This window comes from Streptomyces sp. A2-16 (assembly GCF_018128905.1).
Lineage (GTDB): Bacteria > Actinomycetota > Actinomycetes > Streptomycetales > Streptomycetaceae > Streptomyces.
This window is the reverse complement of the sequence record NZ_CP063808.1, coordinates 5,010,043-5,026,089: the sequence shown is the minus strand read 5'-3', so window position 1 is coordinate 5,026,089 and position 16,047 is coordinate 5,010,043. Positions and strand designations below refer to the sequence as shown.

Genomic DNA, 16,047 nt, shown 5'->3' with positions numbered 1-16,047 from the left:
ACAATCAAGGTCGGCGTTCATTCCCCGCCGATGCTTGCGTCCGTGCGGAGCAGGAGGACCGTGCTGGTCACGATCCCGCACATGCGGTGTCCGCCCTGCTGCGACGACCACGGTTCGTCGACCTTGGCGACGTCACTCCGGCCAGGTCAGTGACCGTCAGAAGTCGACGCTGCTTTCGTGCGCCGTGAGCGGCGGGCCAGCATTTTGCCCAGTTCCCATACGAAGAGCAGAGCGAGGGCCGCCAGGAGGGCCCAGCCGAACTGCCGTGCGTCGATCTCGGTCGTTCCCAGAAGACGCCGGAAGCCGTCCATCTGCGTGACCAGCACTGACAGCACCAGCTGGGTCAGGGCCACCCAGTTCATCTGCTTGCTGTCGAACGTGGAGGTCGTCAGCACGGACTCCGTCTCGCTGCGGCACTCGAAGGCCGCCACGATCAGACAGAGGGAGAATGCGGTGAAGGCGATCGACTGGCCGGCCGCGAGGCTGTCGTAGCGTGCCTGGCCGAGCTTGATCAGCCCCAGCAGGGCGAGGGTGATCGCCAGTCCGGCGAGCCCGACCGTGACCAGTACGGGGCGGGTGAGCACGGATTCCCCGCGCGGGCGCGGCCTGCGGCTCATGAGCCCGGGACTCTCCTGGTCGAAACCGAGCGCGAAGCCGAAGGAGGCGTTCACCGCAAAGTGGATCCACAGCACCTGCGGCGGTGTGAAGGGTTCGCCGGCCGCGATGTTGAAGATGGTCGCTCCGAGGAACGTCAGTACGAAGGTGACCAGCAGGAGCAGGACGAAGCGGATGTACTTGGTGAGGTTGTCGTAGATCGCCCGGCCCTGCTCCACGGCGTAGACGAGGGTGGAGAAGTTGTCGTCGGAGAGGATCATGCGTCCGGCGTTTTTCGCCACGTCGGTGCCACTGCCCATCGCGATGCCGATGTCGGCCGCCTTGATGGCGGGCGCGTCGTTGACACCGTCCCCGGTCATCGCCACGACCTCGCCCTTTTTCTTGAGTGTGTTGGCGAGCAGCACCTTGTGCTCCGGCGCGACCCGTCCCACCACACCGATGCGGTCGATGCGGGCCAGCCGCCCTTCCTCGCTGAGCGCGGCGAAGTCGGCGCCCAGGACGGCCTCGCCGGGGATACCGATCTGGCGGGCGATCGCCGCGCCGGTGGTGACGTCGTCGCCGGTCACCAGCCGCACCCGGATGTGCGCCGCTTGTGCGTCGGCCACAGCGGCCGTGGATTCCGGGCGGGGCGGATCGACCATCGCGACGAGACTGGTCATCTGCAGCCCGGTGACGTACCCCAGGAGATCACCTTCGGGATCGAAGTCGGCCGGGGCGAGATCGCGGGTGGCCGCGGCCATCACCCGGTTGCCCTCGCCGCCCATCCGCTCGGTCGCCGTTCGGGCGCGGTCTTGCAGCTCGGCGTCCCACGGCACGGTCCGGCCCGCCGAGAGCGCGCAGGCGGCCCGTGCCAGCACCGCGGGTGCCGCGCCTTTGACGAAACACCGGACGACCGGACGGCCGGCGGTGTCGACGGCCGAGTTGAAGGTCGCCATCAGCTTGTACTCCGGGTCGAACGGCAGGACAGCCAGACGCGGAAACTGCTGTGTGGTGGCGTCGGTGTCCAGCCCCGCCTTGTGGGCCAGCACCAGCAACGCGCCCTCGGTGGGGTCGCCGACCACCTCGCCACCGACCAGCCTGGCGTCGCTCGCCACGATGTACGGCAGGATGGCGTCCTCCATGTCCGTGGCGGCCCCCGCGGCGTGATGGATGCGGCCCTCCAGGGCGTAGCCGGTGCCGGAGACCGTGTACCGGTCGGTGGGGGTGAGCACTTCGACGGCCGTCATCTGGTTCATCGTCAGGGTGCCGGTCTTGTCCGAGTTGATCGCCGAGGTGAACGCGAGGGTCTCGACCGACGGCAGTTCCTTCACGATGGCATTTCTCTGCGCCAGGTTGAGACTCCCGACGGAGAGGATCGCCTGTGTGACGGTCGGCAGGGCTTCCGGGATGGCGGCGATGGCCAGGGAGACCGCGTTGACGAACAGTACGTCCCAGGCCTGGTCCCGGCTGCGGCCCAGGGCGAACATCACGATCATGGTGAGCCCTGCCGCTCCCGTGATCCACAGGGTGAGCCGGTCGAGCTCGCGTGTCAGCGGCGGTACCTCTTTCTCGGTCGCCGAGAGCATTCCGGAGATCCTGCCCAGCTCGGTGTCCGCGCCCGTGCCGGTCACCACGACCAGGCCGCTGCCATGGGTGACCGGAGTGTTCATGAACGCCATGTTGGTGCGGTCACCGGGCGGCGGCCGCCGCCCACCGGGCAGGATGCCGGAGTCCTTCGCGGCGGGGACACTCTCGCCGGTGAGCGCCGACTCGTCGATCTGCAGGGCGCTGGCCTCGATGATGCGTCCGTCGGCCGGCACCTGGTCCCCGGCCGCGATCAGTACGACGTCGCCGACGACGAGCTCTTCCGCGGGGACCTCGGCCTCCGTGCCGTCCCTGCGGACCCGCGCCGTGGTCTTCATCATCGACTTCAGCGCGTTCATCGCGCTCTCGGCCTTGCCTTCCTGGCGCAGGCCCACGACCGCGTTCAGCAAGGTCAGGACGATGAGGAGAATCCCGGTCGTCCATTCCTGGATGAGCAGGGAGACGGCCGCCGCGGCCACCAGGACGATCTGCATGTAGCTGCGGTACTGCCCGAGGAAGCGGATCCAGGCCGGCGTACGGCTCTCCTCGGGCAGGGCGTTGGGGCCGTTCGCTGTCCGAAGGTCGGCGGCCCGTGCCGCGCTGAGTCCGACCTCCGGATCGACATCGAAGGCCGTCAGGAGTTCTGCGGGGGAGCGTGCGTACCAATCGTCCTGTGCAGGCCGCGGCTGTGCGGTTCTGGGGTGCGGCTGTACCGTCATCGACTGCCTCCGATCCTGGCCGGCCGTGTCTGTCCACGCACCGCGCGTCCGCCGGTCTCACTACCGGGCGCGGGTCTGCGCACGACGCGCCGCCGGGTGCCGGGCAGCGTACGGATCCGCCGGCAGACCGTCCGGCGCCTCACGCTCCAAGTCGCTTTTGACGACGAGCAGTTCCTTGCGGTCCGCCTCCGGCAGCTGCGGGTACTGGGGGTCGATCTCCATCAGGGTGTGAGCGAGGATCGCCGCCGTGGACAGGCGCCCGAACCACTTCCGGTCCGCCGGGACCACGTACCACGGCGCCCACGCCGTGCTCGTGGCCGACAGCATCTTGGAGAACGCTTTCTGGTAGTCGTCCCAGTACCCGCGCTCCCGGACGTCCGCCGCGGAGAACTTCCAGTTCTTCTCCGGTAGATCGATCCGCTTCAGGAAACGAACGCGCTGCTCCTCCTTCGACAGGTTCAGGAAGATCTTCACCACCTTGAACCCGCTGTCCGTGAGATGGCGTTCCCAGTCGTTGATCTCCTGGTACCGCCGCTTCCACCTGCCCGGCCCGCGCGCGCTGTCGGGCAGTTTCTGCCTGACGAGGAGCTCGGGATGCACCCGTACGACGAGCACCTCTTCGTAGTGGGAGCGGTTGAAGATGGCGATCTCGCCGCGCGCGGGCAGCCGTTGCGCGTAACGCCACAGGTAGTCGTGGTCCAGCTCCTCGCTGGAGGGCACCTTGAAGCTGCTGACGCGTACGCCCTGGGGGTTGACGCCGCTCATCACATGACGGATCGTGCCGTCCTTGCCGCCGGCGTCGAGCGCCTGCAGACACAGCAGTACCCCGTAGGTGTCCTGAGCGGCCAGCCGCTGCTGGTACTCGGCCAGCAGCTCCACTCCGGACCGCAGCAGTTCGGCGGCGTCCCGCTTCTTCAGACCGGCCTTGAAGCGGGGATCGAAGTCACGGTGCAGCCGGACCTTCGACCCCGGTTCCACCCGCAGCGGCTCGATGAAGTCCGAGATTCGCTCCGCCCTCTTGTCCGACATGTCCACTCACTTCCTCTCCCTCGCCGCCCTGCCGGCCAGACGGCTCGTCGCCGCCGATCGCGGCGAGCACTCTGCGTACCCGGCGTTCGACCAGGATGGGCAGGTAGGCCCTGACCTTTGCCTGACGGAACGAGTCGAAAGCGGACGCGACCAGCGCCTCGACGGTCGTCTCGGTCACGGCGGGCCAGGCGGCCGTGAGCCGGGCCACCATGTCGCGAACGGCCAGGGCGTCCCGCGGTGAGCCGAGCGGGGGCGGTTGCAGCGTCACCGCCTCTTCGGGCAGGTCCGGCCGAGCTCGGGCCCAGGTCTCAGGGGAAGGCGCTGCGGCGCGAGGGATGCCTTCGTCGACCGTCATGGCCGTTGCGAAATGTCGCGCGATGCGTGCACCACAACCTCCACACCGCGCCCCTCGATTTCGGACGCTGTCGTCGGTGAGCGTCTACCACGCTGCAGTTTCGTTTCTGCCGAGTGCGTCCGCATCCCCTGAAACGGGTGAGGCGTGACCTGTACGGGAGGCAAGGGGCACCAGCCCTTCGGGCCACTCATGCGGCTGCGAACCGCGAGCGCCCCGGTCGGCCGTTCGGCGCCGCGGGGTGCTCGACAGCGCGTGTGTACGCGGCTTCCCGGCGGGCGTCAGGGCCCGGGGGCGGCGGCGGACGGTGGTGCAGAAGCGCCTCCGTCGGCACGGACGCGGCCGCGCCTGCGGTCACGGCGGCCCCCTGCGCCTGCGCCGTGGTCTCGGGCGGAGATGTGAGGCTCGCCCTTCGCGAGATGCCAGGCTCGGCGGGTGCCCCTTTGGACGGGGCGGACGGGGCCGCTGACGCGTCTTCGAGCATTTCTCTGTCAAGTTCCGGGTGTTGAAGAGCCTCCGCCTTCGGGCGAGGCGATGAAGCTGCGGCGGCCTCGTCCTACGACACCCATCCGGCTGTCCGGCCGGTTGGGCTGCCTTGCGGTTGTCGCCGCGAGGATCGTGGAGGCCACGAGGGCAAGTGCCACCAGGGCGGCGCCCGACAGCATGAAGGCGGCCCTCACTCCGACCAGGGAGATGGTCGTCGACGCGATGAACGGGGAGGCGGCGAGGGCGCCGGCGATGCCGGCCTCCCACAGACCGAGGGCCTTGGCGAGGTGACTGTCCGGGATGCGCTGTTGTACCAGTGCGATCAGTGGGATGTCGGTCAGCGCGGAGGCGAGCCCTGTCAGGGCGAGCAGAGCGGCTGCTATGACCGGAGAGGTGGCCAGGCCCAGCGGCAGTCGGAAGACACCCAGCAGGGCCCAGGCGAGTACGGCGGCCAGGGCGAACCTGCGGATCGGAATCCTGGAAAGGAGGAGTGCTCCGGCAACCTCCGCCAGCCCGGCGATGCCCAGCAGCAGACCGTACTGGCCGCCCTGCCCCACCAAGGCCACCAGGCCGACGGTCAGGAAACCGCTGGTAAGAGTGAGAGCGAGGACGAAGGTCACGATCACCAGCAGTACGTCCGGCTCGGACCGAACTGCTCTGAGGCCCGCCGCCAGGTCGGAGCGAAGCCCGGTCGGCCGGCCGCGGCGGGCGGGGGCGCGGACCCGGAGGGCGGCTACGGCGGCCGCCGAGAGCAGAAAGGTCAGTCCGTTGAGTGCGACAGCGGCCGTCAGGGAAGCAACGGCCATCACTGGCGCGAGTACCAGCGGACCTACGAAAAAGGCGGCACGGAAGGCTACTTGGAGTAGTCCGTTTGCCTGCTGCAGAAGAGCGGGCGGCACGATCTGCGGCACGATGGCGTTGCGGGCGGGAGCGAACGGGGCCCCGACCAGGGCCAGCAACGCTGTTGCTGCAACCAGCATGGTCAGGTTCATCGACCCGAACGCGAACAGTGCCACAGCGACAGCCACCAGCGCCGCCCGGAGCATGTCCGTGAGGATCATCAGGCGTCGCCGGTCGTAGCGGTCGGCGTAGGAAGCGGCAACGAACGTCGCCAGAAATGCCGGCGCGTACGCGGCCACGGTGACCAGCGCCACCGCCGCCGGATCATGAGTCAGCGACCAGGCCAGCCAGGCGGTGGTAGCGGTGAACATGCCATCACCGAAACGTGAAATGCCTTGACCGGCGAACAGAAGCAGGAAGTTCCGGTCCATCAGGAGTGTCATGCCCCCCACTGTCGGAACGAGCGATGTCCTTGATCAACTGATTGAGAATGGCGCTAATCAGTGGGGTCGCTCGCGTGCAGGAATGCCTCCAGGCTGGGGGCAAGAGCTGCTACCTGCTCCGGGACCAGCCGGTACAGCACGTAGTAGCCCTCGCGGCGGCGCTCGACCAGACCTGCCTCGCTCAGCAGGCGTAGCTGCTTGGAGAGACCGGCCTCGGTGATTCCGACGAGGGGGGCGAGCTCCTGCGTGCTGCGCGGCTGTTCGGCGATCAGCCGCAGGGTACGCAGGCGGGTGTCGTCGGCCAGCGCCCTGAGGATTCCCGTCAGCCGCGTCGGGGGGATGCGCGGGCGGGCCTCCCGGACGATGGAGGACGCGGGAAACACCAGCCCGAGCGGCCAGGGGTCGTCGCAGTTGACGCGAACGTGCGGCCATACGTAGGCGCTGGGGGCGAGGACGAGCTGCCTTTCCGGCGTGATCTCGACGACGTGATCGTGCGGTCGCTCCAGCCAGACCCGCCCGGCCTCGGGGTCACTGCGCACCTCCGGCCACAGGCCACGGAACAGGCTGTACAGACCGTGCTCGGCGATCTGACCACCGGCCTCGGCGACGCTTTCGGCGAGACCCGGCTCGATACGCTGCCACTCGTGTGAGAACGCTTCCTCCCAGTAGCGCTCCAGCATCTTCAGAAACCGCTCCAACAGTGCGGCAGGCTCATCGAGCAGCAGCCTGGACAGCCTCTCATCGCCTGCTGCCCCCGCCTGCTCCTCCAGTCGACGGCGGACTTCGGGTTCGTTGAGGGCAGCGGGGTTCCTGCCGGGCCCGCCTCCGAACGGCTGAACACCCAGTGCGACTGCGAACTCCAGTTGCACCAGCTCCGGGTCGACCGAGCGCAGTCGTCGCAATTCGTCCTCGAAGCCGAGCAGTTCACCCGTCGGCGACGGGAAGAAGAACTCCGGAAAGTAGGAACGGAAGGCGAAGGAGAACACGTCGATCTCGCGTTTCAGCGCCGGCGACAGCCTGCGCATGGCCCGTACCCAGGCGTGTTGGACGGGATGATGCTTGGGTTCCACCAGCACGTGCAGGCTCAGCACCGCCTCCATCGACGGCGAGTACGAGAACCCCACGAGTTCTGCGCTGGACGCGGGGATCCGGAAAGTGATGGTCATGGCGACATCATCACCGAGAGCCGACTGCCATTGCCGCGACCGGTGGTCGCCTGTGCGCGGCCCACGTCCCGTACCTGGGCCGCCCAGCGTCTGAGGAGGGCCCGCTGGGCTTTTCCGTCCTCGCGCAGAACATCCGAGATGGGTCTGAGCAGCCCGGCCCGGACAGGGCTTTGCAGTGATGTGTCGAAGTTTGCTGACCGACCTGACCGACCTGACCGACGTGACCGGGCGCTGTACCCAGTTGGCGCAGGCAGGGCGCGGCCGGGCGGCGAGCCCCTGCTCCGCCGCACCCCGCTCTGCCGCTGCGGTCTCGCCCAGGTAGAGGCAGACTGGCAGAGTGAGTGACACACGCTTCAAGGGTGCTGGCACCACGCCCGCGCCTCGCTCGGTGCATCAGCAGACGCTGGCCCTCGCGGCCATGATGTTCGCGGTTGCGATGACGTTCATCGATCAGACCATCGTGTCGATCGCCGCCCCGGACATCGTTCGGGAGTTGGACCTCTCAGCATCCGGCATGCAGTGGGTGATCAACGCGTATCTCCTGGCACTGGCCGCCTTCTTCGCCGTCGGCGGCCGCCTCGCCGACCTGTACGGTCCGCGCCGGATCGTGGTCATCGGCGTGCTGGTGTTCGTCGTGGCCTCGGTGATGTGCGGCTGTGTCCCCAAGGGAGAGGCCGCGCAGGGCTGGCTCATCGGCTTCCGTGCTGTCCAAGGGGCAGGGGCGGCGCTGCTGTTCCCCGCCGCGCTCGCGGTGGTCGTGGCGGTCTTCCCGGCCGAGCGCCGCGGCCGTGCCCTCGCGCTGTTCTTCGGGCTGTCCGGCGCACTGACTGCCGTCGGACCTTTGCTGGGCGGCTGGCTGACGGCGGCATGGACGTGGCGTGCGGTGTTCTGGGTCAACGTTCCCGTGGCAGTGGTGGCGCTGGTCCTCACCGCCATGGCGCACATCGCCGACCGCAGACGTGCGGGCACCCTGGACATCGTGGGAGCCGCTCTCATGGCAGCCGGCATGGGACTGAGTGTTCTCGGGTTCCAGCAGGCCTACTCCTGGGGCTGGGACAGCCCGGCCACCTGGCTTTGCGTCGTGGGCGGCCTGGCGATCCTCGCCGTCTTCGTCCGCTACGAGCGGGGCGTCCGGCATCCTCTGATCGACCTGCGCGTCTTCCGGGACAGGGGCTTCACCGTTGATGCGGTGGTGCTGTTCTTCGCCATGCTCGCGTTCGTCCCGCTGTTCTTCTTCGCGTCCGTGTACGCACAGGTCTCGCTCAGCGCCTCGCCCAACCAGGCAGCTCTGTTCCTGCTGTACGTCTTCGCGGGCTTCGCCATCGCCTCGCAGTGGGGCGGGCGGATCCTCGATCAGCGGGGCGCTCGCCCGGCGCTGAAGGCGGGCGCCGTCGTGGGCTGCGTCGGATTCGCCCTGTGGGCGGGCAAGCTGACCGACCTGTCCATGCACGACCAGTGGCCGTACGCGGCTCTGGCCGGAGCGGGCATCGGCTTCATCCTGGCTCCCGCCTCGACGGACGCCGTCAACCGTGCGATCGGCCCGTCCTACGGCGAGGTCACCGGCGTCACACAGACGGTGCGGAACTACGCCGCGAGCGTGGGCATGGCCGTCTTCGGCACCATGCTCACCCATGCCACGCGGGCGAATGTGACGGACACCCTGCAGGCGCGGGGCCTGTCGGCCGAACAGGCCCGGGACACCGCTCACCGCCTCAGCAGCTCCATCACGGGCAGCGGCGACGCCAACCCGCCTTCGGGCACCGGCGCGTCGGCCGACCAGATGCACGACATCGTCAGCGCGGTGCGCTTGGACTTCGCCGAGGCGAACCAGTGGGTCTTCTACGGCATGGCCGTCGCCCTGGGGATTGCGTTCCTGTGCGCGCTGTGGCACCCGGGCGGGACCGAGGCCGCGGCCGGTGCCTCATCCGTCGAGGCGCCGCATCGGCAGGCCGCCACGAAGACCGACTGATCGTCACCAGCCGCCCGTGTCAGGCGGGTTTGCAAGAGCTGCCGCCGCCCCCGGTGCTGCCCCCATCCCCGGTGCTGCCGCCGCCCCCGGTGCTGCCGCCATCCCCGGTGCTGCCGCCATCCCCGGTGCTGCCGCCATCCCCGGTGCTGCCGCCACCCCCAGAGCAGCCGGCGGTGTGCGAGTCGGCGGGCTCTGGTGAGGCCGCGCGGGAGATCCGGGTCAGATCGGCAGCCAGGGATGCCAGCCACTCGACGACGGCGTAGTACCGGCGGGGCGCGCCCGCCGGCTCGGCGTCGAACTCGGGGTGCACCGGATCGATCCGAGGTACGGGCGTGGGCGGGGTGTCCCCGCCGGGATCGAGGGCCGCGGAGACCAGCAGCATCCGCCCGGCCATGCGTTCGCCGAGCGCCTCCACGATCCGCGCTGTCGCCGCGGGCAGCACGGTGGCCGGCGGAGCCGCGAGCCGTTCGGAGCCCCACAGGGTGTGGTGGCCGGCGATGAGCGTCGCCTGCCAGTCCACCGACGGCGGGTAACCGCGCCCGGCGCCCGTCAAGGTCGTGGGCTCGCTCTGGAACTGCGCGTAGGCCGACTCGGCGAGGACGAGCGCGTGGTGCAGGGACCGCTGCCCCGGCGCGGCCGCCGGCACGATCGTGGCGGCACCGCCCGCCACCGACGAGGTCGTGGCCACCACGACCTCCGCGGCAGTGCGCAGGAGTTCGGCGGCCGCGCGGCGCATCTCGTCATGAGCGCCCCGCGGCCACGCGAGCAGCCCGAACACGGCGCCGATCGTGCTTCCGATCAGCACGTCGAGCATGCGCACCTCCGCCAGCTGCCAGGTGGACGGCGCCAGCTGCGCGAACACCAGGGCCACCAGCACGGTGAACAGCCCCTGGGCCCACCCGACACCCCGCACCGGCCCGACCGTGAAGGCGAGCAGCATCCACAGGGGAAGCAGCACGGCGTAGACGTTGGTGTGGGTGCCCACCAGGGTCAGTGTTGCGGCGGTCAGCAGCGCCCCGGCCAGCGTGCCCGTGAGCGCGAGCCGGATGGTGCGACGGGTCGCCTCCAGGGTGGTCCTGGTGAGACTGAGCGTGGCGAGCATGGCCCAGAAGCCGTGCGGCAGGGTGTCGATTCCCGCGACGAGCCGCGCCGCCGTAAGGGCCAGCGCGATCCGCACCGCGTTCTGGAAGAACACCGACCGGCGTCCGGCATGGCCGCGCACCCTGTGCCACCACAGCACCGGGGCCGGCACGGTGGAGTACCAGAAGCGCTCCGGCGCCACCTCCACCTCGGCATGCCGTCCGCGTACGGCACGGTCGGCCGCCGCCCCCATGGCCAGCGCGGCGTCCGCGATCTCCAGCACGGCCGCATGCCTGCGCAGCACAGCAGGCGTGAATCCGGACCGGGGCGTGGCCCCCGAGCCGGACGTCCCCCCGGACAGGGCAGACAGCGCAGCACGTGCCGAGGACAGCTCGTCGTACGGCCCCACCGGCGAGGTCCCTGCGCGCAGACACTCCGCCGTCGCCGTCGCGAGCTCCGCCGCCGCCCGCAGCACGGCCGCCACCTCGCGCTCCTGCGCCCGGGACGGAGCCGTCAGCCACGCCAGGCGATTCAGGAGCGTACGGACGGCGAGGCCGGTGTGGGCGAGGGCCCGAACCCGCACACCGGGACCGGCCGGACGCTCCGCCTCGGGCACCATCAGGGACCGCAGCCCCCGTCCGGTCTCTTCCGCCGCGCCGCGGTCCTGGGTCGTGAGGACATACGGCGGCACGGCCAGGGTTCGGGCGCAGTGGGCCGCCGTCCGTGCGGCGCGAGCTGTCCGCTCCCGGTACGGCGTCGGGGAGGGCTCGGGGAAGACCAGTGCCTCGGTGGCGATCAGCAGCACCAGTCCGGTCGTCGTCCCGAGCAGCCGCTCGTCGAGCGAGCCGGGATCGTACGGCGGGAACGACGGCAGGATGTACAGCAGCTGGAGCCCCGGTGCCACGCCTGCCGGGCGCGGTCCGCCCACGGCGGAGAAGGCCAGCGCGAAGCCGACCGCCAGCATCCCGGCGACGGCGCTCCAGGTGCGCACCGAGAGATAGGTGCCGACGACCACCAGGACCCAGCACACCGGAAGCACCCGCAGCATGCTCGCCGCGCGCTGCCGCCCGGTCCCCGGGATCCGCGAGAGTCCGCCCAGGGCCACCGCGCCGAACAGCGCGTACGTGGCCGCAACGGGACTGTCCAGCCCGTAGCGGAAGAGGTAGAAGCCGATCGCAGCGGCCAGGGCCACGCGCACGGCCCGTCGGCTGGCCGCGGCGTAGGCCGCTGGGAACAACCCGGCTGGCACACCCCTCACCCCTCCAGGATGAGCCCGACACCTCAGGCGCGCGTCCTGGGCCGCTCGCGTGGCGGGGATGCCTTCGCCTGACCGACGCCGACGCGGCTGACACGGGAGCAGTGCGACCGGCTCCTGACCGGCGCCTGACCGTCGTCGCGGTCCTGGCGGAGGCCAGGCAGGACCCCAGGCCGTCGGGAGTTGTGAGCAGCTCCGTAGCTCAGCGCCTGACGCTGTCGGGGATCTGGCAAGCGAGGAAGACGATCGGCGCCGGCGGCGAGCGGTCAAAATGCGGGGCCTCGCGGACGCAGAACTGCCGTGCTGTCCAGGCCACTTACGCATGTCTCCACTGATACCTATATTTGCCCCATGGCCACTCGAAGCACGAACCCGCTGGCGGGAGTTGTGTCGGCGACGGCAGCGGGTGGTCGGCTGGTGTTCGTGCCGAGTCGCATCCGCGAGTTCGGTGTCGCGCTCGGCGGGAGCACCCTGGTCCCGCTGTGGGTGGCGACCCCCCTGCTGCTGCCGATGCTGGTGATCGCCCTGCTCACGGAGTCCGGGTTGCTGTGGGCCATCGTCCGGATCGGTCTCGGGCTGACAGTCCTGGCCGTGATCGGGCTCGCCCTGGCCTTGATGTTCACGGTGTCGGCCACGATGGTGCGGTGGATCGAGTTCCGTCCTCGGGGAGAGGCGAAACAACTCGTGATCGCGCGCTTCCTGCGTTCGTCGATCGTCGCTGCGGCTGATCTGCAACGCGTCGTCGTTGTCGAAGGGCTCAAGCTGGGCCAACGAAAGTCCATCCAAGTGGTGTTGCACACGCGTAGCGGGACGGTTCAGTGCGAGCCGGGGTTTCGGGCACCGATGTCCCAGGTCGACGCAGAGGCACTGCTCGCCTGGTTGACCAGCCAACTCGCTTCGGCTGGTGTAGCGGTGGAGCACCTGGCGAAAGTCGACCGGAACTTCGCATGCCCGGAGGAATGGTGGACGCCATCACACCTGGCTGCCCAGTGGCATGTGCCCGTCGGCGTGGTCGACGAGCTGGCTGTCCGCCACGGCGTCCGCAGCTACCAGTACACGCCCCGGGCCATGGCGCTGTATTCACCGGCCGAGTCCGTGACGGTCTACGACCCGGATCGGGCGTACGAAGTCGCGGAGGAACTCCGCGGGGAGAACACCACGACTCCGGAGGCCGACGCTCGTCGATGAGCAGGATCACCGTGACGGTCTGGCCTTTGCGCAGGACGCGCGGCTTGATGCAGTGGTTCGGCGCTTGCACGCGGCTGCCGACGGCGGCACCGGCTCAAGCCTCGGGATGACCAGGACAGCGGGGCCGGTGACTCGATCGGGCCCCCGGTGGCGGGCCCTTCCGGACTGACGGCACCGGAGGAGCCTTGACGATTTGTGCACCATGCTGCGGTTGAGAGTGCTCGGGTCCGTCGAGACCGACGTGAACGGCGTGCGGGTGGGGTTGTCCTGCCCCCTCGGAGCCGTGCCTACGCGGTGGCTTCCAGGAAGAGTACGGGAACGTTGTCCGCACCGCAGGCGAGTGTGTGCCGCCGAACTCCCCGTCGCCGTCGGCATGACGGATGGTCGGAGACGGGCACGGTGGTCGGGATGTGCCACCTCTGAAGAGGTCCTCGAGACGCTGCAGAGTCCGCCTCCGGGGGCGGCCGGCTTGAGTCTTCTGCTCTGCGCCAAGCCCGCCCCAGTTACCTCCAATGAAGTGGCCATTCTCATCCTATGGCGGAGCAAAGATTTCCTTGCGGACCTGCCGGTTCGGCCGCCTCGGGATTTACGTTCCTCTCGCACCCTGTCATGTCATGTTCATCGGCATGTCGGGTCAGTGAATGTCATGCTCATGGCTGCGCGGTTTCGCCGCCGCTACGCGCGTCACGGGCCTGCCAATGCAGAGCGCATCCCCATGTCAACGGAGGCAGAACCCCATGCGTGCGTCACGTCTGAGCAAGCGGAGACGGAGTCTGCGAAGACTCCTCGCCGTCTCCTTCCCGGCACTCGCCCTTACCTTCGCCGGACTCGTCGCGGCACCGACGGCCGGCGCCCAAGCCGCTGCCGCCCACCCGCACACCACCAAGGTCACGCAGAACAACAAGGCGCTGACCGACCCCGCGCGTCAGACCTTCCACTCCACCGGCAAGGCGGGCCAGAAGGTACCCACAACTCACCTGTGCGCCACTGCCGAGCCGGGCCACGCGTCCTGCTTCGCCCAGCGCCGCACCGACATCAAGCAGCGGCTGGCCTCGGCGCTCGCCGCCGCGGCCCCCTCCGGCCTCTCCCCGGCCAATCTGCACAGCGCTTACAACCTGCCCACCAGTGGCGGCAGCGGCCTGACGGTCGCCGTGGTCGACGCCTACAACGACCCCAACGCCGAGTCGGACCTCGCCACTTACCGCTCCACCTACGGTCTGTCCGCCTGCACCAAGGCCAACGGCTGCTTCAAGCAGGTCAGTCAGACCGGTTCGACCACCTCGCTGCCGACCAACGACAGCGGCTGGGCCGGCGAGGAGGCCCTCGACATCGACATGGTCAGCGCCGTCTGCCCGAACTGCAACATCACCCTTGTCGAGGCCAACTCCGCCAACGACACCGACCTCGGCATCGCCGAGAACGAGGCGGTCTCGCTCGGCGCCAAGTTCGTCTCCAACAGCTGGGGCGGCGACGAAGCCTCCTCCCAGACCAGCGAGGACACCTCGTACTTCAAGCACCCGGGTGTCGCGATCACCGTCTCCTCCGGTGACTCCGCCTACGGTGCCGAGTACCCGGCGACCTCCCAGTACGTGACCGCAGTCGGCGGCACCGCCCTGTCCACGTCCTCCAACTCCCGCGGCTGGACCGAGTCCGTGTGGAAGACCAGCTCGACCGAGGGCACCGGCTCCGGCTGCTCGGCCTACGACGCCAAGCCGACCTGGCAGACCGACACCGGGTGCACCAAGCGGATGGAAGCCGACGTCTCCGCGGTCGCCGACCCGGCGACCGGTGTGGCCGTGTACGACACCTACGGCGGCTCCGGCTGGGCGGTCTACGGCGGCACCAGCGCCTCCGCGCCGATCGTCGCCGGTGTCTACGCCCTCGCCGGCACACCGGGCTCCAGCGACTACCCGGCGAAGTACCCCTACTCCCACACCTCCAACCTGTACGACGTGACCAGCGGCAACAACGGCTCCTGCTCCACCTCGTACTTCTGCACCGCGGGCACCGGCTACGACGGCCCGACCGGCTGGGGCACCCCCAACGGCATCACCGCCTTCACCTCCGGCAACACGGTGACCGTCACCAACCCGGGCAGCCAGTCGACGACGACCGGCGGTTCGGTCAGCCTGCAGATCAGCGCAAGCGACAGCGCGGGCGCCACCCTCACCTACAGCGCCTCCGGGCTGCCGACCGGCCTGTCCATCAGCTCGACCGGCAAGATCACGGGAACGGCGTCCACCGCGGGCACCTACCAGGTCACCGTCACCGCGAAGGACTCGACAGGTGCCTCCGGCTCGACGTCCTTCACCTGGACCGTCGGCTCCGGCAGCGGCACCTGCACCTCGACCCAGCTACTCGGCAACGCCGGGTTCGAGTCGGGCAACACCACCTGGACCGGCTCCAGCGGGGTCATCACCAACTCCACCAGTGAGGCGGCACACGCCGGTTCCTACTACGCCTGGCTGGACGGCTACGGCTCCGCGCACACCGACACGCTCTCCCAGTCGGTGACCGTGCCGAGCGGCTGCAAGGCCACCTTCACCTTCTACCTGCACATCGACACCGCGGAGACCTCGACCAGCAGCGCGTACGACAAGCTGACGGTCACCGCGGGCTCGACCACCCTGGCCACCTACTCCAACCTCAACAAGGCCTCCGGGTACGCCCAGAAGTCCTTCGACCTGTCCTCGTACGCCGGCTCCACCGTCACCCTGAAGTTCAACGGAGTGGAGGACTCCTCCCTCCAGACCAGCTTCGTCGTGGACGACACCGCCCTGACGACCAGCTGACCCTCCCGGAGGAAGCACCCGATCCCGCACGCGGAGACCGTCCGCGTGCGGGACACCCGCGATCCACTCAGTCCTCACCGCCGGCGGCCTCGGATGACGCGTTCGTACCCGCAAGCCCTGCGACGAACAGTTTGCGCCGCCGCAACGATCCTCCGCACGCGGCTCGGTGAGCCAGACGGTCCAGACGATCGCGGGTTCCGGCCAGGGCGATCAGTGCTTGGAAGGTGGCGGCCTCGGAGCGGATACGCGCGGGCTTCGGGTGAGGTCGTTGATCAAACGCTTGGGGGTCTGGAGGCCCGCGGGCGGGAAGCCGGGGACGGGTTCGTCCAGGAGCTCCACGAAGCCGTCCAGTTCGACGTCGGGCAGGGCACGGTTGATCCAGCCGTAGCGTCCGGCGAGGTCGGCGGGGAAATCGTCCGCTCCGGTGACGGCTTCGATGGCGCGAGTACGGCCATCGCCGGGTCAGGTGCTGAATTTGCCGGGCAGGCGAAGCCGACAACTGTGCTGACGTCACTCCCCGCTGGTGGGAGGCCAACTGACCCAGGCCCGG

General features: G+C 69.5%; 9 protein-coding genes. 3 read left to right on the top strand and 6 right to left on the bottom strand.

Annotated elements, in window-relative coordinates; all coding sequences use genetic code 11:
• Positions 1-146 precede the first annotated feature (146 nt).
• The 5 genes from IOD14_RS22485 to IOD14_RS22465 all read right to left on the bottom strand — a co-directional run bounded on the left by IOD14_RS22485 (position 147) and on the right by IOD14_RS22465 (position 7,213).
• Positions 147-2,897, bottom strand: coding sequence for an HAD-IC family P-type ATPase (locus IOD14_RS22485; protein ID WP_212671322.1), 2,751 nt, complete (start codon positions 2,895-2,897; stop codon positions 147-149).
• 60 nt (positions 2,898-2,957) lie between these two features.
• Positions 2,958-3,926: a polyphosphate kinase 2 family protein gene (locus IOD14_RS22480; protein WP_212671321.1), complete on the bottom strand. Its 969-nt coding sequence runs from the start codon at positions 3,924-3,926 to the stop codon at positions 2,958-2,960.
• On the bottom strand, positions 3,841-4,281 hold the full coding sequence (locus IOD14_RS22475) for a hypothetical protein (protein WP_212671320.1): 441 nt from the start codon (positions 4,279-4,281) through the stop codon (positions 3,841-3,843). Before IOD14_RS22475 ends, IOD14_RS22480 begins: the two co-directional genes overlap by 86 nt.
• Positions 4,282-4,769: 488 nt before the next feature.
• The gene (locus IOD14_RS22470; protein ID WP_212671319.1) at positions 4,770-6,047 is read right to left on the bottom strand and encodes an MFS transporter; all 1,278 of its coding nucleotides are present in this window, start codon (positions 6,045-6,047) and stop codon (positions 4,770-4,772) included.
• Between the two features lie 53 nt (positions 6,048-6,100).
• Entirely contained in the window at positions 6,101-7,213 is a 1,113-nt protein-coding gene (locus tag IOD14_RS22465) for a DUF5937 family protein (protein ID WP_212671318.1), read from the bottom strand.
• Between the two features lie 418 nt (positions 7,214-7,631).
• Here IOD14_RS22465 and IOD14_RS22460 point away from each other — a divergent pair, with 418 nt between their 5' ends.
• The gene (locus IOD14_RS22460) at positions 7,632-9,182 is read left to right on the top strand and encodes an MFS transporter (RefSeq protein ID WP_249126288.1); all 1,551 of its coding nucleotides are present in this window, start codon (positions 7,632-7,634) and stop codon (positions 9,180-9,182) included.
• Between the two features lie 19 nt (positions 9,183-9,201).
• Here the strand turns inward: IOD14_RS22460 and IOD14_RS22455 are convergent, their stop codons facing one another.
• A complete protein-coding gene (locus IOD14_RS22455) occupies positions 9,202-11,520 on the bottom strand; it encodes an FUSC family protein (protein ID WP_249126024.1) in 2,319 nt (772 codons plus the stop codon).
• Between the two features lie 348 nt (positions 11,521-11,868).
• Here IOD14_RS22455 and IOD14_RS22450 point away from each other — a divergent pair, with 348 nt between their 5' ends.
• Positions 11,869-12,705 carry a hypothetical protein gene (locus IOD14_RS22450; RefSeq protein WP_212671317.1) on the top strand — a complete coding sequence of 279 codons (837 nt, stop codon included), beginning with the start codon at positions 11,869-11,871 and terminating at the stop codon, positions 12,703-12,705.
• Between the two features lie 737 nt (positions 12,706-13,442).
• Positions 13,443-15,497: a putative Ig domain-containing protein gene (locus IOD14_RS22445; protein ID WP_212671316.1), complete on the top strand. Its 2,055-nt coding sequence runs from the start codon at positions 13,443-13,445 to the stop codon at positions 15,495-15,497.
• The last annotated feature ends 550 nt before the right edge of the window (positions 15,498-16,047 follow it).

Bases quoted from the DNA above. Each gene is read 5' to 3' on its own strand.
- IOD14_RS22485 (WP_212671322.1), bottom strand. From the start codon at position 2,897: ATGACGGTACAGCCGCACCCCAGAACCGCACAGCCGCGGCCTGCACAG.
- IOD14_RS22480 (WP_212671321.1), bottom strand. From the start codon at position 3,926: ATGTCGGACAAGAGGGCGGAGCGAATCTCGGACTTCATCGAGCCGCTG.
- IOD14_RS22475 (WP_212671320.1), bottom strand. From the start codon at position 4,281: ATGACGGTCGACGAAGGCATCCCTCGCGCCGCAGCGCCTTCCCCTGAG.
- IOD14_RS22470 (WP_212671319.1), bottom strand. From the start codon at position 6,047: ATGACACTCCTGATGGACCGGAACTTCCTGCTTCTGTTCGCCGGTCAA.
- IOD14_RS22465 (WP_212671318.1), bottom strand. From the start codon at position 7,213: ATGACCATCACTTTCCGGATCCCCGCGTCCAGCGCAGAACTCGTGGGG.
- IOD14_RS22460 (WP_249126288.1), top strand. From the start codon at position 7,632: ATGATGTTCGCGGTTGCGATGACGTTCATCGATCAGACCATCGTGTCG.
- IOD14_RS22450 (WP_212671317.1), top strand. From the start codon at position 11,869: ATGGCCACTCGAAGCACGAACCCGCTGGCGGGAGTTGTGTCGGCGACG.
- IOD14_RS22445 (WP_212671316.1), top strand. From the start codon at position 13,443: ATGCGTGCGTCACGTCTGAGCAAGCGGAGACGGAGTCTGCGAAGACTC.